We start from the raw sequence: 20429 nt of genomic DNA, 5'->3' as shown, positions 1-20429 counted from the left end.
ATGCCATTCGTTCGACCGATGCTGCTCGCGGCAGCCTCCCTGGCGCTCGCGCTGCCGGCCGCCGCGCAATCGAGCCGCGCCATGTCCTCCGCCTGGGCCAAGGCGCTGTGCGCGGCGTGGAACGAGGACGAGACCTTGACCGCCAGGCTGGTCGAGAGCGGCTGGGTGAAGAACGACGCCGGCCGCGGGTTCAAGACGATGCAGATCTGGCGCGCCGACTGCCAGGGCAGCGAGCGGGTGGAGATGCGCATCGCGCTCAAGCAGGACAAGGCGCAGTGCGTCGCGGCCGGCGCGGCGACGGCGCAGGCGCTGGATCCGGGCTCGGACTACCGGATGTGGGCCGAGACGCCGCGCTGGCGCGAGATGGGCGCCGGCGAATACGGCCCGATGCGGGCGATGATGTTCGGCCGGCTGAACTTCGAGGGGCCGAAGATGGAAGCCATGGGCAACATGGTGCCGTTCGAGAGTTTCCTGCTGCTGGTGGGAAAGGTGGCGGGGGACTGGGGGACGTGTCCGTGAGATTCGAATGCGAAAGCGGGCAGGTGGACGCAGAGGACGCAAAGGACGCGAAGAAGCCGCAGAGAAGGCAGCAGACAGGAGAGAGGAGAGAGGAGAGAGGAGAGGAGGAAGAAGGAGTCGTGTATCGCCGTTGGAGCGCTGGAACGTCACTGCTGCGGCGGGCGCTGTCCGGCGAGGCCGATTTCTGGGGCGGCTGCGGTGTTCGCCCTGGGGCCGGAGCGGGCCCCTGGGCCCGCTTCGTGGTCTGACTCGCCGGCGTTTATTTGAGCGGAGCGCCGTTTGCGGCGCGCAGCGAGTTCGACGGCGCCGGCCCCGGGGCGAACAGCGCAGCGAAGTCGGCGCGCGAGCGGCGACCGACCCGGTATGAGGTCACGCCGGGCAGCGCCTGCCGCAGGCACGGTGCAACGTGCGAGCAACGTCATCGGGGTCAGAGCACGATTTCGTATGCGGTCCAGCCCTCCGGCGACCCCCCGTCCTGAATCGTGATCTGACCCCGATGACTCGCGAGCCAACCCTCCGGCCACGGCGTCGTCCCGAATCGTGGTCTGACCCCGATGACGCGCGGCGTACAACCGCCTATCGTGCCTTCGCCCGGGCCTCCACCGCGAACACCGCCGCCTCGACGCGCGAGCTGAGATTGAGCTTGGCCAGGATGTGGCGCACGTGCAGCTTCACGGTGTCGTGGCTGATCTCCAGCGCGCGGGCGATGGTCTTGTTGCTCTCGCCGCGCGCGAGGTGCTCGAGGATCTGCAGTTCGCGCTCGGTCAGCGACCCCATCAGGTCCTTGCGCTCGGTGCCGGGCGCGCCGGTCTGCAGCATCTGCGCCAGCTTCAGCATCAGCGATGGTGCGACGACCAGTTCGCCGCGCGCGGCGCGTCCGATCGCGGCGATCACGTCCTCGGGCTCCATGTCCTTGAGCAGGTAGCCGCGCACGCCCAGCCGCAGCGCAGCGCTCAGGTCTTCCTGCGCATCGCTCATCGTGAGGATGAGCGCCGGCGTCTCGAAGCCGGCGGCCCGCAGGCGGCGCAGCAGCGACAGGCCGTCGATGGACGGCATCCGCAGGTCCAGCACCAGCAGGTCCGGCTGGTGGTCGCGCAACAGTTGCGCGACCAGTTCCCCGTCGCCGGTGGCCGCGACCACCTGCATCTGGCCGCGCTGGTTGAGCAGGTCCGTGAGCCCCGTGCGGCACAGGGAATGGTCCTCGACGATCACGATCTTCAATGGCTGGTTCAAGCAGCGCCTCCCTCTCCGTTGGCGACCGGCAGCACCAGTCGCACCACTGTCCCGCCTCCGCGCCGTGCATCGAGCGTGAGCTCGGCGCCCAGGCGCTGTGCGCGCTCGCGCATGATCTCCACGCCATGGTGGCCCGGGCTGCCCGAGGCCCCCGCCACGCCGACGCCGTCGTCCTCGATGCGGATCTCCGCGCCTGCCGGCGCCGGCTCGACGCGCAGCCAGCCGTGGCGGGCCCGCGCGTGGTGCTCCACGTTCGCGAGCGCTTCCTGCACGATGTAGTAGACATCGGCTTCGGCTTCGGAGTTCATCCTCAATTGCGGCATCCTGTTGATGAGCTGGAGCGCAATGCCGGTGCGCACGCCGAAGCGGGCCGCCAGCGACTCCAGCGCGGCGTTCAGGCCCCCCGCCTCGCCGCGCGTGCGGAAGTGCGTGATGATCTCGCGCAGGCTGGAATGCGCGTCGCCGACGGTGTCGCGCACTTCGTCCAGGTAGCGCAGCGCATCCTGATCGTGATGCGTCTCGATCGCGTCGCGCAGGAGCGGCAGCCGCAACTTGACGAAGGCGAGGTTCTGCGCCAGCGCGTCGTGCACCTCGCCGGCCATCCGCTGGCGCTCCTGCGTTACGGTCACCCGCATGTGTTCAGCCTCGAGCCGCAGGTGGTCCAGCGCCAGCCCCAGCAGGTCGCCCACTGAGCGCAGCAGCGGCGCGACGGCGGGGCCGGGCTGGTGGCCGGCGTCGAAGAACAGGTTGTAGACGCCCAGCACGCGGCCGCGATGCTGCAGCGGAACGGCCAGCGCGCCGCGGCACTCGCGGCCGAAGAACGCACCGCGGCTGCGGCGGGCGCAGGCGGAGAGGTCGGTCGACCACACGGTGCGTGCCTCGTCGGAGGCGACGCCGCAGAAGCCGCAGTGGCTGGAGACCCAGTGCTCCTGCTTTTCGACGTCGGGCGCGAGGCCGATGCTGCTGACGAGCTCGAAGCCTTCGCCGGCGAGCGACAGCATGCGCACGGCCCCGCCTTGCGCCTGGGCCAGCCGCACGACCGGTTCGAGGAACCGCTCGAGCAGTTCGCGCAGTTCCTGGCCGGCGGCGAGTCCCGCCGTGATCTCGGCCAGGATGGCGGGGTCCGCGCCGCCTGCGGCGCTGTCGGCAATCACGGAATTGGTTCGTCTGAAGAGAGAAGGGGCAGGTGGCTGGCAGTGGCATCGCGATTCAATCGTCTTTGCCTGCCGGCTACCATGGGGAGTATCCCCAAGGAGTAGCCCGCGCGGGCTTCTTCCCATCCATACCCACTCTGGGTAGTGCCCGCTCCCCCTTCGCGGTGATAGACGCATCCGGCGCGCGCTGCGGTAATCGGTCCCCACACGAAGACGCGGTGCGCGGTGCATCGCCAGGGAGACCACTTCAGATGCCGGTGCCCGTGCCACCTCGACGCTGCGGCCGCCGCGGGCCCGCGCTGCGCGCGAGGGTTGCCCAATGAGCGATGCCCTGAATCACCTCGTCAAGGCGCGGCCCGAGGCGATGGGCCATTACTTCGCGTTCCTCAAGGACTGCGGCAGCCGGCTCGACCCGAAGACGCGCAACCTGATCTCGGTGATCACCAAGGTGCATGCCCGCACCGAGCGCGGCTTGCGGCAGTACCTCGCCCGCGCGCTGCGCGAAGGCTGCACGCGCGATGAAGTGCTCGACGCGCTGCTGATGGCGATGCCGGCGCTGGGCCTGGCGAAGATCGTGTGGGCCGTCGACGTGATGCTCGCGATGGACCTGCCGCAGCCCGCGGCGTCCGCCGGCGCACCGTCGCGCTGGCACGACCTCGCCGCCGAAGACACCATTGCGGCCGGCGCCACGCAGCGCATCGAACGCGACGGCCGCGCGGTGTTCGCGCACCGCGGCGCGCAGGGCTGGCGCGTGTTCGACGCGCGCTGTCCGCACGAAGGCAACGCCATCGCGCTGGCGGCGCTGGACGGCAACACGCTGACCTGTCCGCGCCACGGCTGGCGCTTCGACGTGCGCTCGGGCGCCTGCACGCAGGGACAGCGGCCGCTGCAGTCACTGGAGTGCCGCGTCGCCGGCGGCACGCTGCAGGCGTGCTGGTGAAGCGCGCGCGATCACGATTTTTCTGTCACACAAAGAGGAGACAACCCATGACGATCCTGAAGGGACTTGCCAGGCTCGCGCCGTTCGCGGCCGCACTGGCGGCCGGCCCGGCCCTGGCGACGAACGGCTACTTTCCGCACGGCTACGGGATGAAGGCCCTGGGCATGGGCGGCGCGTCCACCGCCATGGCGCAGGACAGCATGGGCGGCGCCACCAACCCGGCGAGCATGGTGTGGTCGGGCAACCGCTTCGACGTCGGCGTCAACCTCTTCAGCCCGCGGCGCGATGCCCGGCGAACTGGCGCCGCGATGCCTTCGCTCAACGGCTTCGTGGAGAGCGACAGCGAGTGGTTCCTCGTGCCCGAAGGCGGCTACAACCGGATGATCGGCAACAACCTGTCGGTCGGCGTCACCGTCTACGGCAACGGCGGCATGAATACCGACTATCCCGGCGGCGGCTTCAACTGCGGCCAGGGTCCGGCCAACATCCTGTGCGGCCAGGGCAGCCTCGGCGTCGACCTGATGCAGCTGATCGTGGCACCGACAGTGGCGTACAAGTTCAACGAGCGTCACTCGGTCGGGGCCTCGCTGCTGCTGGGCTGGCAGCGCTTCAAGGCCGAGGGCATCCACGCGTTCGCGGGCATGCCGGGCTTCTCGCAGGCGCCGGGGAACGTCACCAACGTTGGCAGCGACAGCTCGCGCGGCGTCGGCGTGCGTCTGGGCTACTTCGGCCGGCTCACGGACAACTTCGACCTGGGGCTCGCCTACGCGCCGCGCATGCGCATGAGCGAGTTCGACAAGTACCGGGGCCTGTTCGCCAACAACGGCGACTTCGACATCCCCGGGCACTTCGGGCTCGGCGTCGCCTTCCGGCCGGCGCCCAACTGGACGGTGGCCGCGGACTACGAGCGCATCAATTACTCAGGAGTCCCCTCGGTCGGCCGTGCCAGCATGCCGCAGGCGCCGCTGGGCGCGCCCGGCGGCCCCGGCTTCGGCTGGCGCGACATCGACGTGTTCATCCTGGGGGCGGCCTGGCAGATGACGCCCCAGTGGACCGTGCGCGCCGGCTACAACCGCAGCGAGAACCCGGTCCAGCCGGCGGACGTGAGCTTCAACATCCTGGCGCCCGGCGTGATGAAGAGCCACTACACGGCCGGCTTCACCTACGCGATGGCCGGCAACAGCGAGATCACCGCCGCCTTCATGTACGCGCCGCGGGTCAGCGTCACCGGGCCCTCGCTGATGGACGCGATGTTCGGACCCGGTGGAGGCGGCAGCGAAACCGTGCGCATGCGGCAGTTCTCCGCCGGCCTGTCGTGGGGCAAGAAGTTCTGATGCCGCTGCACGACCCGCTGGGACCGCCGTTCGCGGCGGCGGGCACGCAGGTGAAGACGACCACCTGCTACATGTGCGCCTGCCGCTGCGGAATCCGGGTGCACCTGCGGGACGGCGAGATCCGCTACATCGACGGCAACCCGGCGCACCCGATCAACAAGGGCGTGATCTGCGCCAAGGGGTCGTCGGGGATCATGAAGCAGCTGTCGCCGGCGCGGCTGACGCAACCGCTCCTGCGCAAGCGGGGCAGCGAGCGCGGCGCCGGCGAGTTCGAGCCGATCTCGTGGGACCGCGCCTTCGCGATCCTGGAGGAACGACTGTCGCGCGTCCGTGCGACCGACCCGAAGCAGTTCGCCCTGTTCACCGGGCGCGACCAGATGCAGGCGCTCACCGGCCTCTTCGCGCGCCAGTTCGGCACGCCCAATTACGCGGCGCACGGCGGCTTCTGCTCGGTCAACATGGCCGCCGGCATGATCTATTCGGTCGGCGGCAGTTTCTGGGAGTTCGGCGGCCCCGACCTGGAGCACGCGAAGCTGTTCGTGATGCTCGGCACGGCCGAGGACCACCACAGCAACCCGCTCAAGGCGGCGCTCTCGCGCTTCAAGCGCGGCGGCGGCCGCTTCATCTCGGTCAACCCGGTGCGCACCGGCTACTCGGCGATCGCGGACGAGTGGATCCCGATCAGGCCGGGCACCGACGGGGCGTTGCTGATGGCGCTGCTGCACGAGCTGGTCGCCAACGACCTGGTCGACCGCGCCTTCCTCAAGCGCTTCACCAACGCGCCGCAGCTGGTGGTGCTGGACGAGGGCGAGCGCGAAGGGCTGTTCGCTTTCGACCCGGCGGCCGGCCCGCCGCCCGACGGCCGCCATCCCCACAACAAGCTGGTGTGGGACCTCGCGGCGGGCCGGGCCATCGCTGCATATCCCGAGGGCGTCGCCGGCGCCGCCGATCCGGCGCTGGAAGGGCGGTTCACGCTGGCCGACGGCACCCGGGTGGCGACCGCGTTCCAGTTGCTGGTCGAGCGCGTTGCGGACTGCACACCCGCGTGGGCGTCGGCGATCACCGGCATCCCGGCCGAGCGCATCGCACAGCTGGCGCGCGAAATGGGCGAGACGGCGCTGCACCAGGCGTTCGAACTGCCGATCCCCTGGATCGATGCGTGGGGCCGCCGGCACGAGACGACGCCGGCGCGCCCGGTCGCGTTCCACGCCATGCGCGGCCTGGCGGCGCACTCGAACGGTTTCCAGACCGTGCGTGCGCTGGCGGTGCTGATGTCGGTGCTCGGCACCATCGACGCGCCCGGGGGCTTTCGCCACAAGGCGCCGTACCCGCGCCACATCGTTCCCAATTACCGGCCATTCAATTCGCCGGAGCAGGTGCAACCGAACACGCCCTTGAATGCCGCGCCGCTGGGCTTTCCCGCCAGCCCCGAGGAACTGGCCGTGCTGCCCGACGGCACGCCTTTGCGTATCGACCACGCGTTCTCGTGGGAGTACCCGCTGGCCGCCCACGGCCTGATGCACAACGTGATCGCCAATGCCGCCCGGGGCGACCCGTACCGCATCGACACGCTGCTGCTGTTCATGGCCAACATGGCCTGGAACTCCAGCATGGACCCGCTGGCCACGCGCGAGCTGCTCACGCGCAAGGACGCAGACGGCGGCTACATGATCCCGTTCCTGGCGGTGTGCGACACCTTCCAGAGCGAGACCGTCGCCTTCGCCGACCTGGTGCTGCCCGACACCACGTACCTGGAGCGGCACGACGTGATGAGCATGCTGGACCGCCCGATCTCCGAGTTCGACGGCCCGGTCGACTCGGTGCGGGTCCCGGTGGTGGCGCCGCCACCGGGCTGCAAGCCGTTCCAGGAAGTGCTGGTGGAACTCGCCTCGCGCCTGAAGCTGCCGGCGTTCACGACGGCGCAGGGCGGCCGCAAGTTCAGCGGCTACCAGGACTTCATCGTCAACTTCGAGGCGCAGCCCGGCGTCGGCTTTCTCATGGGCTGGCGCGGCAGCGAAGGCACCGAGCCGCTGCGCGGCGCGCCCAACCCGAAGCAGTGGGAGATGTACGCGGCCAACAACTGCGTCTTCCAGCACCACCTGCCCGAGGACATGCAGTACATGCGCAACTGGAACCGGGCCTACCTGGACTTTGCGCAGGCCAAGGGTTGGCGCCAGAAGAACGACCCCATCCAGCTGGCGATCTATTCCGATGTCCTGCAGGGATTCCGGCTTGCCGCGCAAGGCAAGTCGACAGGGCGGCAGCCGCCGCCGCACCTGCGCGAGCGCATCGCAACGTATTTCGACCCGCTGCCGTTCTGGTATCCGCCGCTGGAAGACGGCGCGACCGACCGCGGCGCCTACCCGCTCAATGCCGTCACCCAGCGGCCGATGGCGATGTACCACTCGTGGGACTCGCAGAATGCCTGGCTGCGGCAGATCCACAGCCACAACTGGCTGCACGCGCACCCGGCGACGGCGCGCGCCGCCGGCGTCGCCGACGGCGGCTGGGCCTGGGTCGAGAGCCAGTGGGGCCGGGTGCGCTGCCAGCTGCGCTACAGCGAGGCCGTGGAGCCTGGGACGGTGTGGACCTGGAACGCGATCGGCAAGGGCCGCGGCGCGTGGCGGCTGGCCGACGACGCCGACGAGTCGCGCCAGGGTTTCCTGCTCAATCACCTGATCTCCAGCGAGCTGCCGGCGCCGGGTTCGCCGCGCTCGATCGTCAGCAACAGCGACCCGGTCACCGGCCAGGCCGGCTGGTACGACGTGCGGGTGCGCCTGCGCCCGGCCGCGGGCGGCGAGCCGCACGAAACGTATCCGCAGGTGGCGGCGATGCCGGCCGTGCCCGGCACCCGCGCCCGGCCGCCGGCGTGGCTGGCCTACTTCGCCGGCAGGAGGAGCCGATGAACGCGCGCGACTGGCGCACGGAGGCGGGCGGCGTGCGCGAGCGGCCAGAGCCGACGCTCGCGCGCCAGCTGGCCCTGGTGATCGACCTGGACGTGTGCGTCGGCTGCCATGCGTGCGTGACCTCGTGCAAGCAGTGGAACACGTCGGGCGCGGCCGGCCCGCTGTCCGACCAGTCGGCGTACGGCGCGCAGCCGACCGGCACCTTCTTCAACCGGGTGCAGACCTACGAGGCCGGCACCTTCCCGGCCACCGACACGGTGCACTTCCCCAAGAGCTGCCTGCATTGCCAGGACCCGCCTTGCGTGCCGGTGTGCCCGACCGGCGCCAGCTACAAGCGCAAGGAAGACGGCATCGTGCTGGTGGACTACGACAAGTGCATAGGCTGCAAGTACTGCTCGTGGGCGTGTCCGTACGGGGCCCGCGAGTTCGACGAAGAAATGCGCGTGATGACCAAGTGCACCTTGTGCGTCGACCGCATCTACGACCGCGGGCTGCCCGAAGCCGACCGCCAGCCCGCCTGCGTGAAAGCCTGCCCCACCGGCGCGCGCCTGTTCGGCGACGTCAACGACCCGCGCTCGCCCGTGTCGACCGCGATCGCCGAACGCGGCGGCTACGAGCTGATGCCGGAGTGGGGCACCCGGCCCGCCAACCGCTACCTGCCGCGCCGCTCACCGGCGGCGCAACCGCAGTCCGAACCCCAGCCATGAACCCAGCCTGGTCCGTCGTCTTCTTCACCGTGCTGGCCGGCTTCGGCCAGGGGCTGGCCGTGTGCGTTGCCGTCGCCGTCCTGGCGGGGGCACTGCCGGCGGCCGGCGCCTTCCTGTCGACTGCCATCGCCCTCTCGTTCGGGCTGCTGGCGATCGGGCTCGTCGCCTCGTTCTTCCACCTGGCGCGGCCGTTGCGCGCCTGGCGGGCGGCGGCGATGTGGCGCACTTCGTGGCTGTCGCGCGAGGTGCTCGCGCTGCCAGCGCTGATGGGCGTGCTCGCGTTGTGGTGGCTGGCGCTGGTCACGGGGCGCGCCGGGCCGCCGGCCGGGGCGCTGTTCGCGCTCGCGACCATCGTCCTGTCGCTGCTGCTGTGGCTGTGCACGGGAATGATCTACGCCGGCATCCGCTTCATCCAGGAATGGGCGCATCCGCTGACGCTGCTCAATTACCTGCTGATCGGGCTCGCGTCCGGCGCCGTGCTGGCCGCCGGGCTGGCGGCGCTGGCTGGCGAGTCGCGCCTGCTCGCGGGGGCCGGGCCGGCCGCCGTCCTGCTCACGGTCGCCGCGGCGCTGGGCCGTCTGGCGAGCCTGCGCCGCAACGCGGCGCTCAGGCCACGCTCGACCATCCAGTCGGCCACCGGCATCGACGCCAGGCGCCTGGTGCAGATGTCGATGGGCATGTCGGCTGGGAGTTTCAACACGCGCGAGTTCTTCCATCGCCTCGGCGCGCAGGCGCTGCGGCGCGTGAAATGGGCCGCGATGCTGTTCGGGTTCGCCGTGCCGCTGGTGCTGGTGGCCTGGGGCTGGCGCACCGGCTCGGCCCTGCCCCTGCTCGCCGCCGTCGCCGTGCAGGCGGCGGGGCTGGTGGCCGAGCGCTGGGTGTTCTTCGCCCAGGCGCGGCACCCGCAGAACATCTTCTACCAGCGGGTGTCCTGACCCGGCGGGCCGGCCCTAATCCAGCAGCGCCCGCCGCAGCGGCTCGATCCACTCGCCGGTCTTGGGCGACCACACGCCGAACTCCGAGGCGAATTCCCAGAAGGTCCATGGAATGCCGCGCCGCTCGGCTTCGTCGCGCACGAACCGCGTGTACGCCACCCGAGAGGGCATGTCGACCTTCTCGTAGGTGCCGAACTCGCCCAGGTGCAGCGGATAGCCGTTCGCGGCGCTCCAGCCGCGGGCGGTGTCGAGCGCGTCGGTGATCGCCTTGCGCTGCGTCGCGTCGCAGCAGGTCGTGCCCAGGGGGAACGGCTTGGCCAGATGCTCCACGCCCTGGTGCGTGAAGTTGAACGGGTCGTAGTTGTGGATCGAGACGATGATGTTGCGGTCCGGCGGCAGCCGCAGCTTCTTCAGCTCGTAGACGCTGTTCCATTCGCCGGGGCCGATCAGCACGGTGCGAGACGGATTGGTGGCGCGCACCGCCCCCAGCACCCTGGGCGCCAGCGTGTTCCAGGGCTCGCCGTTGAGGCGCCCGTGGGGCTCGTTGAGCAGCTCGAAGAGCAGCCTGGGCGACCGGTCCCGGTAGCGCTGCGCGATCTGCCGCCACATGTTGACCAGGCGCGTTTCCAGCACTGCCGGATCGACCTCTATTTCGTTCGGGTGCAACGCGGTGCCGGACAGCTGGTTGTAGTGATGCATGTTGATGATCACGTACACGCCCTTGGCCAGCAGCGCATCCACCACCTGGTCCACGCGTTTCGCGAACGCCTCGTCGAGCCTGGCGTCCGCCGTCGGCGCCGCATGGTTGCTCCATCGCACGGGCACGCGGACGGTGCCGAAGGCGCCGGCGACCTTGTCGATGTAGGCGGGTTCCAGGCGCACGCCCCAGTCGCCTTCGCGCGGGGCTTCGAGCATGTTTCCGAGGTTGATGCCGCGTCCCAGCGCCTGCGCGGTGGCGCAGGTCTGCCGGGTGACGGCCGTGCAGGAGGGCGGCGGCACGGCGTCGCGCCGGGAAGGCTGGGCCGCGGCGGCGCCGAACGTGGCGACGGTGGCGGCGGCGAGAAGGAGCTTGGCAGGAAAGGTTCGGAGCATGGGTCGAGAAGTCGCTGTGACGCGCACCGGGGCGACCGGGCGGCGGCGCCGCATTCTGCTGTGCGGGGTACCGGCCCCGCAAGGAAATCGCCGTGCCTTGCGGCGTCGTCCTACAGTCCCCCGGTCGGCACGCAGCCTGCCGGCGCCGCACCGTGGCGCGCCGCCCACGCCGTACTGTGACGCCGGTCACACGCCAGCGGGCGCCGCTGCGGGCTGACAGGACCACGCCGCGGCTCCGGGCGGCGCGTCGGACGGGCGCTTCGTTGGCAGTTCGCGACGCGGCCTTGCGCCAGGTTTCTGTAACTTCCGTCGCGAGGCGCGCCATTGGCCGGCCGCGTGTAAACGGCGTGCGAATTGCGGCTGAGCCGCCGGGCCGCGCTGCGTCGTGATCGGCGGGGGTTCCGCGCCGTCGGTGTGTCCGTCTGTTTCGGGCATGCGTATTGCCGCCAGACACTTCCGACACGCACACGGGACGAGCACTTTCGATGACGTCCGCCCCGGCGGCTTGTGATGTCGTCTGCACCTGATTCCCGGCTATGGGGCTCGTCCTACATGAAGAACACCGTGTTTCCCACACCAACAAAATCGACGCGGTTCTTACAGTGGGCTCCCTCGAAGCACAGCATTTTTCACGTGCGAGCCAGCCCTTCGTCATGAACAACATCACATCTCCCCTCCCCGAGCGCGACCCGGCGAAATTCCTCGAGATCGCCGGCCAGGGCGCCGCCGTCGCCACCCATGCCGAGCTCTGGCAGTGGTTGCAGGGCGACGTGCAGCAGTGGCTCGCGCACGACGCCATGCTGGTCGGCTGGGGCGACTTCCGGTCCGGTGAACTGCACTACGACATCGTGTCCAGCGTGGCCGGGCTGCGCTCCCACAACTTCACGCCCGCCTGCATCGCGCCCCTGATCAGCTACTTCCGCGACTGCTGGGTGGCCGCGCAGCAGGCGCCTTGCCAGGTGGATATCACCGGCTGCCAGCAGTTGCTGGGCCGCTGCAGCTGGGCCTCGACCCAGGCCATCGCCAGCATGCGCACGGCGCTCGTGCACGGCACGGCCGACGGCGTGCGCGGCGGCGAGCGCATCTTCGCGGCGCTGAGCACGCACACCGCCATCCGCCCGGGCGGCGGCACGGCCCTGAAGCTCCTGCTGCCTTTCATCGACACGGCGCTGCGGCGCATTCCGCCCGCGCCGGTGCGCCAGGCGGCCTGCGACCGCGACGGCGTGCACACCAGCAGCGTCAAGCCGGCGGCGCTCAGCGAGCGCGAGCGCCAGATCATGGACTGGGTGGCGCTGGGCAAGACCAATCCCGAGATCGGCTGCATCCTGAGCATCAGCGAGTTCACCGTGAAGAACCACATGAAGAGCATCTTCACCAAGCTCGATGTCACCAACCGGGCGCAAGCCGTCGCCAAACTCACCCGCATGACCGCGTATGCGTGAAGCCGATCCGATGATGGCCATTGCCGCACCGCACGTCCCGCCGATTCCGACGGTGCCCGTGCTGGGGCAGAACCGGCTGCTGCAGGCGCTGGAGGCGGTGCTCGAGCCGCTGGTCACGGTGCTGTCGCTGTGGTTGCTGGTGTGGTTCCACGAAGACGACCTCGGCCCCGCGTGGCTGATCGCGTCGATCGTCGTGTTCGCGCTGGCGTTCCCGGGCCGGCGCCAGTTGCGGCTGTCGCCGTCCCGCGTCGTCGCCGGCACCTTGCTCAGCTGGCTCTGGATCGCCGGGCTGCTGCTGCTGATGGGCTTCGCCACCGGGCAGATGTCGCTGTTCGACCCGGCGATCGTCTTCAACTGGCTGTGGTTCGCGCCGGTGGCGCAGCTCGGCGCCCACTGGGCGCTGCGGCGGGCCGCGCCGCACCTCGTGCGGCTGCAGGGGCCGGCGCTGCGCGCCGTCGTGGTGGGCATGAACGAGCAGGGCTGCTCGCTGGCCGATCGGCTCGCCGCGGCCGCCGATGCCGGCATCGAGCTGGTCGGCTTCTTCGACGACCGCACCCCCGACCGGCAGCACGGCCGCGACCGGCACCGCCACCTCGGGCGCCTGGCCGAGATCGCCGGGTTCGTGAAGTCCAACCGCATCAACCTGATCTACCTGTCGCTGCCGATGGCGTCGCAGCCGCGCATCAAGGAACTGCTCGACGCGCTCAAGGACACCACCGCGTCGGTTTACTTCGTGCCCGACATGTTCGTGACCGACCTGATCCAGGGCCGCAGCGACTCCGTCTGCGGGCTGCCGGTGATCTCGGTGTGCGAGACGCCGTTCCGCGGCCCGGCCGGGGTGCTCAAGCGGATCAGCGACGTGGTGCTCGCCTCGATCATCCTGGTGCTGATCTCCCCCGTGATGCTCGGCGTGGCGATCGCCGTCAAGCTGAGCTCGCCGGGACCGGTCATCTTCCGCCAGCGCCGCTACGGCCTCGACGGCGAGGAGATCATCGTCTACAAGTTCCGGTCGATGACCGTCACCGAGGACGGCGGCCAGATCCAGCAGGCGCGCAAGAACGACGCGCGGGTGACCCGCATCGGCGCGATCCTGCGCAAGACGTCGATGGACGAACTGCCGCAGTTCGTCAACGTCCTGCAGGGCCGCATGAGCATCGTCGGCCCGCGTCCCCACGCCGTCGCGCACAACGAGCTCTATCGCCCGCTGATCAAGAGCTACATGGTGCGCCACAAGGTCAAGCCCGGCATCACGGGCTGGGCGCAGGTGAACGGCTTCCGCGGCGAGACCGATTCGCTGGAGAAGATGGAGGCCCGCATCCACTGCGATCTCGACTACCTGCGCAACTGGTCGCTGCGACTCGACCTGTACATAATCTGGAAGACCGTACGCCTGGTCTTCCAGGACAGCGCCGCCTACTAGCCCACTAGTCCGACGGAGCCATTGGTGAGAACCCGGGTGTACGCGAAGATCCCCATCAATGCGATGCCGAATGGCGCGCAGTCGATGGGCGCATGCCCCGGCGCACGGGACGCTTCAGAAGAAAGCGCGAGGACTCCCTTGAAGAAACATCTCACCATCAGCCCCCTGCTCGCGGTGGCATCGGTCTGCGTGCTGCCGCTGGCGGTGCACGCCCAGGCACCGGCCGCCTCGCAACCGTCGGCGCCGTCGGTGCCGACCACGCCCACGCTGCCGGCGACGCCGTCGCAGCCCGCGGGCATGCCGTATCCGGGCAGCATCTGGTATCCGGCCGGCGGCGGCTTCCAGCCGGCCGGCACCCAGGCCTCCACGGTCTCAGACCAGGAGAGCCCGCCATTCCAGCTGCGGGCCATGGCCGGCGTCGAACACGACAGCAACGTGCTGCGCACGCCGGGCGGCGGCGTTTCGGACACCGCGTTCATCCTCGGTGTCGGTCTGCGCGCCGACCGCCGCTTCGGCCTGCAGCGCCTGCGCGCCGACGTCGAAGCCAACACCTACAAGTACGACAAGCAGTCCGACCTGGACTACAACGTCGTCAATTACTCGCTGGCCTGGGACTGGGCTCTGACGCCGCGCTTCCATGGCGTGGCCAGCGCCGACCGCAAGCAGTACCGCGAGGTCGCCACCGACCCGGTCGCGCTCGTGAACCGCGTCGGCCGGCGCACCGAACGCAACGAAGTGCTCGAGGGCGTCTACGAAGCGGGCGCCCGGCTGCGGCTGCTGGCCGGGGTCTCGCACAGCAAGGCCAGCAGCGACCAGCCCGCGACCTGGGACGCCAGCCCCGAAGTCAGCAGCGGCCGCGTCGGCGTTGGGTACGAGCTCGGCTCCGGCACCTCGCTCACCGCGCGCTATCGCCGCGGCGATGGCGAGTACACGGATCCGACGCCCGGCGCTTCGCGCGGCGACTTCGAGGAAGACGAGTTCGACGTCGTCCTCAAGTGGCCCGTGACCGGGAAGACGGCGGTGGAAGCACGCCTGGCGCACCTGGACCGCAGCCACGACACCGGCACGCAGCGCGACTTCAGCGGCATCGTCGGCAGCGCCGCCGTGTCCTGGGACGTGACCGGCAAGACCCGCGTGCTGGCCGGCGTCAGCCGCGACCTGACGGCGACGGGCCTGGCCACCGGTGGCCACGTCCAGAGCAACCGCTTCTTCGTCGGCCCGGTCTGGAAGGCCACGTCGCTGATCGCCGTCAACGCACGCTACGACTACATCTCGCGCGACTGGAAGGACGTTCCGGGCGGCTCGCGCGAGGTCGGGCGCAACGAATCCATCCGCATGCTCTCCGCAGGCGTGGAGTGGGAACCGCGGCGCTGGCTCGCCGTGTCCGGCTACATCCGCGGCGAGCGGCAGAAGTCCAACCTGAACGCCGGCTACCGCAACACCACCGTGGGGGCCGCCGTGAAGGCATTTTTCTAGAGGTCATATGAAGGGAGATTGCTCATGCCACACCTGTTCCGATCAGCAATAGCGCTCGTCTTCGCTGTCTGCGCCACGCTCGCGTCGGCGCAGGACAGCGCCGCGGCCGCCGCGCCGGAGTACAAGCTCTCGCCCGGCGACGCCATCAAGGTCCAGGTCTACCAGAACCCGGACCTGACGCTGGAGGCACGGGTGTCGGAAAGCGGCTCGATCAGCTACCCGCTGGTCGGCAGCGTTCCGATCGGCGGCATGAGCATCTCCCAGGCCGAGAAGAAGATCGCCGACGCGCTGCAGAAGAAGCAGATCCTCAAGCAGCCGCAGGTCAACATCGTGCTGCTGCAGGTGCGCGGCAACCAGGTGACGGTGCTCGGCCAGGTGCAGCGGCCGGGCCGCTTCCCGCTGGAAACCACGACCGTCCGCGTGAGCGACATGCTCGCGGCGGCCGGCGGCGTCACGCCGACCGGCGACGACGTCCTCGTCATCAGCGGCAACCGCGACGGCAAGCCGTTCCGCAAGTCCATCGACATTCCCAACTTATTCAAGGGCGACCGCTCGGCCGACGACATCCTGCTGCAGCCCGGCGACACGCTCTACGTGAACAAGGCTCCGACCTTCTACATCTACGGCGAGGCGCAGCGCCCCGGCACCTACCGCATCGAGCGCGGGATGACGGTGCTGCAGGCCCTGGCCCAGGGCGGCGGCCCCACCAATCGCGGCAGCGAGAGGGTGCGCCTGAACCGCACGCGCCCGGACGGCACCGTCGTCCAGCTGGAGCCGCGGCTGACCGACCCCGTCCTTCCCGGCGACGTCCTGTTCGTCAAGGAAAGCCTGTTCTGAAGAGTCCCAGGGAGCACCGATGAGTCTGCATCAATTCTTTTCGATCATGCGCGCGCGGCGCGGCCTGGCAGGGCTGATCCTGCTGGCGACGCTCGCGCTCGCACTCGCCTGGGTCGTCCTGCGCCCGGCGACCTACGTGGCGCGGGCCCCGGTGCTGGTCGACGTGCGCACCGACCCGACCGGGACCACGCCGCTGCAGGGCATGGTCTCGCCCGGCTACATCTCGACCCAGATCGACATCGTCAAGAGCGACCGGGTGGCCGAGCGCGTGGTGGAGATGCTGCCGGCCGACCAGCAGCCGATGCTGCGGCTGCGCGAGCAGGCGAGCAAGAGGTCGTCGCCTCAGCAGTGGATCGTGAACGCCATCCAGCGCCAGCTGGACGTCAAGCCGGCCCGCGAAAGCAACATCATCAACATCTCGTGGATCGGCCGCAGCCCGTCCGAGGCCGCGCGCGTAGCCAACGCGTTCGCGCAGGCCTACCTCGACACCAACCTCAACCTGAAGACGGCCCCGGCCAAGCGCTATTCCGAGTGGTTCGACCAGCAGGTTGCCGCCGCCCGCGAGCGCCTGGAGCAGGCGCAGACGAAGCTGTCCGCGTTCCAGGAAAAGGCCGGCATCATCTCCAGCAACGAGCAGGGCGACTACGAGACGGCCCGCCTGGCCGAGCTGTCGGCCCAGCTGATGGTGGCGCAGGGCCGGCGCCGCGCCGGCGCCGGCGAAGCGTCCACCGAGGTGCTGCAGAGCCCGCTGGTGAACAACATGCGCGCCGACGTCGCCAAGCTGGAATCCAAGGTCCAGGAGGCCTCCGCCACCATGGGCCCCAACCATCCCAAGATGCAGCAGATGGAAGCCGAGCTGCGCGCCATGCGGGGCCGGCTGGCGTCGGAAAGCTCGCGCCTGGGCGCCGCGGCCGCCGTCTCCAGCCAGGCCAGCGCCAACCGGGTGCGGGACCTGCAGGAAGCGCTGGCGGCCCAGAAGGCACGAGTGCTGGCCACCAACAAGCAGCGCGGCGAATTGAGCGTGCTGCAGCGGGAAGTCGATTCCGCCCAGAAGGCGTTCGAGACCGTCAGCGCGAGCGCGGCGCAGTCGCGCCTGCAAAGCCTGTCGACCCAGAGCAACGTGCTGTTCCTGGGCTCGGCCGTCGAACCGCTCGAGCCGAGCGGCCCCACGCCGCTGCAGGCCATGCTGGTCGCCCTGGGCGGCGGCCTGCTGCTCGGCATGGCCGGCGCGCTGCTGGCCGAACTGGCCAACCGCCGCGTGCGCTCGGTGGAGGACCTCGAGATGGTCACCCAGCTGCCGATCCTGGGCGTCGTGCCCGCACCCAGGTCGCGCATTTCGCCGCTGCGCCTCGCGGACGCCCCGCGCCGGCTGGCGCTCACCCCCCAAAGGAGCCTTGCATGAACAGCCAGGTGTATCCGCTGCCCCAACGCTCCGAGACCGACCTCAGCCTGGCGGCGCGCGGCGACATGGATTTCAGCCTCGCGACGCGCGAGCCCGCGCAGCCGATGGGGCGCATGCTGGTCGAGTCCGGCCGGCTCGCCCCCGAGGACGTGCAGCGCATCCTCGACTACCAGACCCGCGCCGGGTTGCCGTTCGGCGCCGCCGGCGTGGCGCTCGGCCTGCTCGGTGACGACGACGTGCACCAGGTGCTCGCGGCGCAGTTCGGCCATTCCGCGCTGGCACCCGATTCCGGCCTCGCGCCGGAACTGGTCGCCGCGACCGACCCCGACAGCGACGCCGTGGAACACCTGCGGGCGCTGCGCAGCCAGCTGATGCTGCGCTGGTTCGAGAACGACGAGCGCCAGGCCGCGCTGGCCGTGGTCAGTCCCGGCGCCGGGGAGGGCCGCAGCTGGATCGCCGCCAACCTGGCGGTGCTGTTCTCGCAACTGGGCAAGCGCACGATCCTCATCGACGCCGACCTGCGGCGTCCGCGCCAGCACCAGATGTTCGGCGTGCCCGGGCGCGTCGGCCTCTCGGCGCTCCTGGCCGGCCGCGCCGGCTGGGAAGCCGTGAGCGAAGTCAAGGCCGTGCCCGGCCTGTGGCTGCTGCCGGCCGGCGCCGTGCCGCCCAACCCGCAGGAGCTGCTGGCGCGGCCGGGCTTTCCTCGCCTGATCTCGGCGCTGCGTTCGAGCTACGAGGTGATCCTGGTCGACACGCCGGCGGCCGAATCCTGCGCCGACGCGGGGACGATCGCCGCGCGAGCCGGCGCGGCGCTGATGGTGGCCTGCCGCGACCGCAGCTCGGTGCCGCGGCTGGCCAGCCTGTCCGAGGACCTGCGCCAGTTCGGCGTCACCGTCGTCGGCGCCGTGCTCAACGGAGCGCCCGACCATGCCCATCGCCGTTGAAGCGCGCGGCTGGCAAGGGCACTGGCGGCAGCTGGTGAGCGGGCTGGTGCGCATCGATTCGGAACGCGGCGAGCGCCGGCTGCTGGACAACTTGGCGCAGCCGGCGCAGCCGACGGTGCTGGCGTTCGTCAATGCCCACGCCATGAATTCGGCGGCGTCGTCGCGCGACTTCTTCGAGGCGCTGCGAGCGGCGGACGTGGTGCTGCGCGACGGCAGTGGCATGGCGATCCTGCTCAAGTTGCTGAACCTGGATCCGGGCCTGAACCTCAACGGCACCGACCTGATCCCGAAGCTGTTGCGGCGCTACGCGGGCCGGCCGATCGCGCTGTTCGGCACCGAGGAGCCATACCTGTCGCGGGCGCGGGAGAAGGTCACGGCCGAGCTGGCGGCGGGCAGCGAGTGCCACACGGCGCATGGCTTCCTGCCGACGACCGAGTACGTCCGGCTGGCGGTGGCCCATGGCCCCGCGCTGATCGTGCTGGGCATGGGCATGCCCCGGCAGGAGGAGGTGGCGCGCGAACTGCGCGCGACGCTCGACCATCCGTGCCTGATCGTCTGCGGCGGCGCGATCATCGACTTCATGGGCGGCAAGACCTCGCGCGCGCCGCGCTGGATGCGCGGCGCCGGCCTGGAATGGCTGTTCCGCCTCGCGCTCGAGCCCAGTCGCCTGTTCAAGCGCTACGTGATCGGCAATCCCCTGTTCATCGCGCGCGCGCTGGCACTGGCGGCGGGCACCCCCAGACCGAATCGCGGCACGGCACTCTGATCCCGTTCATGAACATCCTCCTGACCGGCGGCGCCGGCTACATCGGCAGCCACACGTACGTGGCCCTCGTCGAGGCCGGCTTCACGCCCGTGATCCTGGACAACTTCGCCAACAGCCATCCGCGCGTGCTGGAACGGCTGCAGGCCATCACCGGCAAGCCGGTGCTGTGCGAGCGCGGCGACGTGCTGGACACGCCCTTCGTCGAACAGGTGCTGCGGCGCCACGCCGTCGGCGGCGTGGTCCATTTCGCCGGCGACAAGGCGGTGGGCGAGAGCGTCGCCAAGCCGCTCAAGTACTACCGCAACAACCTCGGCGGCGCCGTCAGCCTGATGCAGGCGATGGAGGCGGCCGGCTGCGACACGCTGGTGTTCTCCAGCAGCGCCACCGTCTATGGCGACCCGGCGAGCGTGCCGATCCGCGAGGACTTCCCGCGCAGCCACACCAACCCCTACGGCCACACCAAGCTGGTGATCGAGGACATGCTGGCGGCGCAGCAAGTGGCGCAACCCGCGTGGAAAGTGGCGACGCTGCGCTACTTCAATCCGGTCGGCGCGCATCCGAGCGGCCTGATCGGCGAGGACCCGGCGGGCATCCCCAACAACCTGATGCCGTACATCGCACAGGTGGCGACCGGGCAGCGGCCGTTCCTGCAGGTGTTCGGCAGCGACTACCCGACGCCGGACGGCACCGGCGTGCGCGACTACATCCACGTGTGCGACCTGGCCGAAGGCCACGTCGCGGCGCTCAGGACGCTGATCGAGAGCGGCCGCAGCCTGACCGTGAACCTGGGCACCGGCAGCGGCCACAGCGTGCTGGAGGTCGTGCGTGCGTTCGAGGCGGCCAGCGGCCGGCCGGTGCCGTACCAGCAGGTGGCACGGCGACCCGGCGACGTCGCGCAGTGCTACGCCGACCCGGCGCTGGCGCAGCGGCTGCTCGGCTGGCGCGCGACGCGCACGCTGGCGCAGATGTGCGAGGACGCATGGCGGTGGCAGAGCGCGAATCCGAACGGCTATCGCGACGCGGGCGAGGCTGTCTCGCGTTAGAGGAAGCGGGAGCGGGAGCGGGAGCGGGAGCGGACAGCCGAACGCAGAAGCCGCAGAGGTTACGCAGAAGCCGCAGAAAATTCAGGAAAGAAGAATTGAAAAATTCTCTTCATTTCCTTGTCTTCTTTGCGGCTTCTGCGTAACTTTTGCGGGGCGGGTTCAACCAGTCGTTGCAACGGTCTCGGCGAGTTTATCCGCTGGCGTTCTGTAGCCGAGGGTCTTGCGAGGACGGGTGTTGAGCCTGTCTGCCACTGCATCGAGTTGCTCCTGCGTGAATCC

The 20429-nt window shown here is 70.1% G+C and carries 17 protein-coding genes and 1 pseudogene; 14 read left to right on the top strand and 4 right to left on the bottom strand.

Translation table 11 applies throughout. The features are described 5' to 3' along the window. Nucleotides 1–519 carry an SCP2 sterol-binding domain-containing protein gene (locus RAMLITH_RS14605; RefSeq protein ID WP_202883274.1) on the top strand — a complete coding sequence of 173 codons (519 nt, stop codon included), beginning with the start codon at nt 1–3 and terminating at the stop codon, nt 517–519. Nucleotides 520–1095: 576 nt separating this feature from the next. Here RAMLITH_RS14605 and RAMLITH_RS14600 read toward each other — a convergent pair. Beyond that, entirely contained in the window at nt 1096–1752 is a 657-nt protein-coding gene (locus tag RAMLITH_RS14600) for a response regulator (protein ID WP_168108172.1), read from the bottom strand. Beyond that, on the bottom strand, nt 1749–2906 hold the full coding sequence (locus RAMLITH_RS14595) for a GAF domain-containing protein (protein WP_168108171.1): 1158 nt from the start codon (nt 2904–2906) through the stop codon (nt 1749–1751). Before RAMLITH_RS14595 ends, RAMLITH_RS14600 begins: the two co-directional genes overlap by 4 nt. A gap of 319 nt (nt 2907–3225) precedes the next feature. Here RAMLITH_RS14595 and RAMLITH_RS14590 point away from each other — a divergent pair, with 319 nt between their 5' ends. Genes RAMLITH_RS14590 through RAMLITH_RS14570 form a run of 5 tightly spaced genes read left to right on the top strand, consistent with a single transcriptional unit; the run spans nt 3226 to nt 9728 of the window. Continuing rightward, a complete protein-coding gene (locus tag RAMLITH_RS14590) occupies nt 3226–3846 on the top strand; it encodes a Rieske 2Fe-2S domain-containing protein (RefSeq protein WP_168108170.1) in 621 nt (206 codons plus the stop codon). A 47-nt stretch (nt 3847–3893) separates the two neighbouring features. Continuing rightward, a complete protein-coding gene (locus RAMLITH_RS14585; RefSeq protein WP_168108169.1) occupies nt 3894–5180 on the top strand; it encodes an OmpP1/FadL family transporter in 1287 nt (428 codons plus the stop codon). Further along, nucleotides 5180–8086 (top strand): molybdopterin oxidoreductase family protein, encoded by a 2907-nt coding sequence (locus RAMLITH_RS14580; protein WP_168108168.1) that lies wholly within the window; start codon nt 5180–5182, stop codon nt 8084–8086. The genes RAMLITH_RS14585 and RAMLITH_RS14580 overlap by 1 nt, the downstream gene beginning before the upstream one ends. Continuing rightward, on the top strand, nt 8083–8793 hold the full coding sequence (locus tag RAMLITH_RS14575) for a 4Fe-4S dicluster domain-containing protein (RefSeq protein ID WP_168108167.1): 711 nt from the start codon (nt 8083–8085) through the stop codon (nt 8791–8793). Before RAMLITH_RS14580 ends, RAMLITH_RS14575 begins: the two co-directional genes overlap by 4 nt. Further along, entirely contained in the window at nt 8790–9728 is a 939-nt protein-coding gene (locus RAMLITH_RS14570) for a dimethyl sulfoxide reductase anchor subunit family protein (RefSeq protein ID WP_168108166.1), read from the top strand. The genes RAMLITH_RS14575 and RAMLITH_RS14570 overlap by 4 nt, the downstream gene beginning before the upstream one ends. A gap of 15 nt (nt 9729–9743) precedes the next feature. On the opposite strand, the gene RAMLITH_RS14565 is transcribed toward RAMLITH_RS14570, so the two are convergent. Then, nucleotides 9744–10820 (bottom strand): glycoside hydrolase family 5 protein, encoded by a 1077-nt coding sequence (locus tag RAMLITH_RS14565; protein WP_168108165.1) that lies wholly within the window; start codon nt 10818–10820, stop codon nt 9744–9746. Between the two features lie 653 nt (nt 10821–11473). On the opposite strand from RAMLITH_RS14565, the gene epsA reads away from it, so the two are divergent. The 8 genes from epsA to galE all read left to right on the top strand — a co-directional run bounded on the left by epsA (nt 11474) and on the right by galE (nt 20150). Next, a complete protein-coding gene (gene epsA, locus RAMLITH_RS14560) occupies nt 11474–12262 on the top strand; it encodes an XrtB/PEP-CTERM-associated transcriptional regulator EpsA (RefSeq protein ID WP_168108164.1) in 789 nt (262 codons plus the stop codon). Beyond that, nucleotides 12255–13682: an undecaprenyl-phosphate glucose phosphotransferase gene (locus tag RAMLITH_RS14555; protein WP_168108163.1), complete on the top strand. Its 1428-nt coding sequence runs from the start codon at nt 12255–12257 to the stop codon at nt 13680–13682. Before epsA ends, RAMLITH_RS14555 begins: the two co-directional genes overlap by 8 nt. Nucleotides 13683–13820: 138 nt before the next feature. Further along, the gene (locus tag RAMLITH_RS14550) at nt 13821–15158 is read left to right on the top strand and encodes an outer membrane beta-barrel protein (protein WP_168108162.1); all 1338 of its coding nucleotides are present in this window, start codon (nt 13821–13823) and stop codon (nt 15156–15158) included. A 24-nt stretch (nt 15159–15182) separates the two neighbouring features. After that, nucleotides 15183–15995, top strand: coding sequence for a polysaccharide export protein EpsE (gene epsE / locus RAMLITH_RS14545; RefSeq protein ID WP_168108161.1), 813 nt, complete (start codon nt 15183–15185; stop codon nt 15993–15995). Nucleotides 15996–16014: 19 nt separating this feature from the next. Next, nucleotides 16015–17397, top strand: coding sequence for a chain length determinant protein EpsF (epsF, locus tag RAMLITH_RS14540; RefSeq protein WP_181017784.1), 1383 nt, complete (start codon nt 16015–16017; stop codon nt 17395–17397). Beyond that, nucleotides 17394–18341 (top strand): chain length determinant protein tyrosine kinase EpsG, encoded by a 948-nt coding sequence (gene epsG, locus RAMLITH_RS14535; protein WP_168108160.1) that lies wholly within the window; start codon nt 17394–17396, stop codon nt 18339–18341. The genes epsF and epsG overlap by 4 nt, the downstream gene beginning before the upstream one ends. Next, nucleotides 18325–19107, top strand: a complete 783-nt coding sequence (locus RAMLITH_RS14530) for a WecB/TagA/CpsF family glycosyltransferase (protein WP_168108159.1) — start codon at nt 18325–18327, stop codon at nt 19105–19107. Before epsG ends, RAMLITH_RS14530 begins: the two co-directional genes overlap by 17 nt. 8 nt (nt 19108–19115) lie before the next feature. Beyond that, nucleotides 19116–20150, top strand: coding sequence for a UDP-glucose 4-epimerase GalE (gene galE / locus RAMLITH_RS14525; protein WP_168108158.1), 1035 nt, complete (start codon nt 19116–19118; stop codon nt 20148–20150). A 159-nt stretch (nt 20151–20309) separates the two neighbouring features. Here the strand turns inward: galE and RAMLITH_RS25790 are convergent. Further along, nucleotides 20310–20429, bottom strand: a pseudogene (locus RAMLITH_RS25790) (IS30 family transposase); the annotation flags it as partial.

This window comes from Ramlibacter lithotrophicus, assembly GCF_012184415.1.
GTDB lineage: Bacteria > Pseudomonadota > Gammaproteobacteria > Burkholderiales > Burkholderiaceae_C > Ramlibacter > Ramlibacter lithotrophicus.
The sequence above is the reverse complement of the archived record's forward strand: the minus strand, read 5'-3'. Positions and strand labels throughout refer to the sequence as shown.

What these genes read in the sequence shown, in the direction of transcription:
- RAMLITH_RS14605 (WP_202883274.1), top strand. Translation starts at nt 1, where the DNA reads ATGCCATTCGTTCGACCGATGCTGCTCGCGGCAGCCTCCCTGGCGCTC.
- RAMLITH_RS14590 (WP_168108170.1), top strand. Translation starts at nt 3,226, where the DNA reads ATGAGCGATGCCCTGAATCACCTCGTCAAGGCGCGGCCCGAGGCGATG.
- RAMLITH_RS14585 (WP_168108169.1), top strand. Translation starts at nt 3,894, where the DNA reads ATGACGATCCTGAAGGGACTTGCCAGGCTCGCGCCGTTCGCGGCCGCA.
- RAMLITH_RS14580 (WP_168108168.1), top strand. Translation starts at nt 5,180, where the DNA reads ATGCCGCTGCACGACCCGCTGGGACCGCCGTTCGCGGCGGCGGGCACG.
- RAMLITH_RS14575 (WP_168108167.1), top strand. Translation starts at nt 8,083, where the DNA reads ATGAACGCGCGCGACTGGCGCACGGAGGCGGGCGGCGTGCGCGAGCGG.
- RAMLITH_RS14570 (WP_168108166.1), top strand. Translation starts at nt 8,790, where the DNA reads ATGAACCCAGCCTGGTCCGTCGTCTTCTTCACCGTGCTGGCCGGCTTC.
- RAMLITH_RS14565 (WP_168108165.1), bottom strand. Translation starts at nt 10,820, where the DNA reads ATGCTCCGAACCTTTCCTGCCAAGCTCCTTCTCGCCGCCGCCACCGTC.
- epsA (WP_168108164.1), top strand. Translation starts at nt 11,474, where the DNA reads ATGAACAACATCACATCTCCCCTCCCCGAGCGCGACCCGGCGAAATTC.
- RAMLITH_RS14555 (WP_168108163.1), top strand. Translation starts at nt 12,255, where the DNA reads ATGCGTGAAGCCGATCCGATGATGGCCATTGCCGCACCGCACGTCCCG.
- epsE (WP_168108161.1), top strand. Translation starts at nt 15,183, where the DNA reads ATGCCACACCTGTTCCGATCAGCAATAGCGCTCGTCTTCGCTGTCTGC.
- epsF (WP_181017784.1), top strand. Translation starts at nt 16,015, where the DNA reads ATGAGTCTGCATCAATTCTTTTCGATCATGCGCGCGCGGCGCGGCCTG.
- epsG (WP_168108160.1), top strand. Translation starts at nt 17,394, where the DNA reads ATGAACAGCCAGGTGTATCCGCTGCCCCAACGCTCCGAGACCGACCTC.
- RAMLITH_RS14530 (WP_168108159.1), top strand. Translation starts at nt 18,325, where the DNA reads ATGCCCATCGCCGTTGAAGCGCGCGGCTGGCAAGGGCACTGGCGGCAG.
- galE (WP_168108158.1), top strand. Translation starts at nt 19,116, where the DNA reads ATGAACATCCTCCTGACCGGCGGCGCCGGCTACATCGGCAGCCACACG.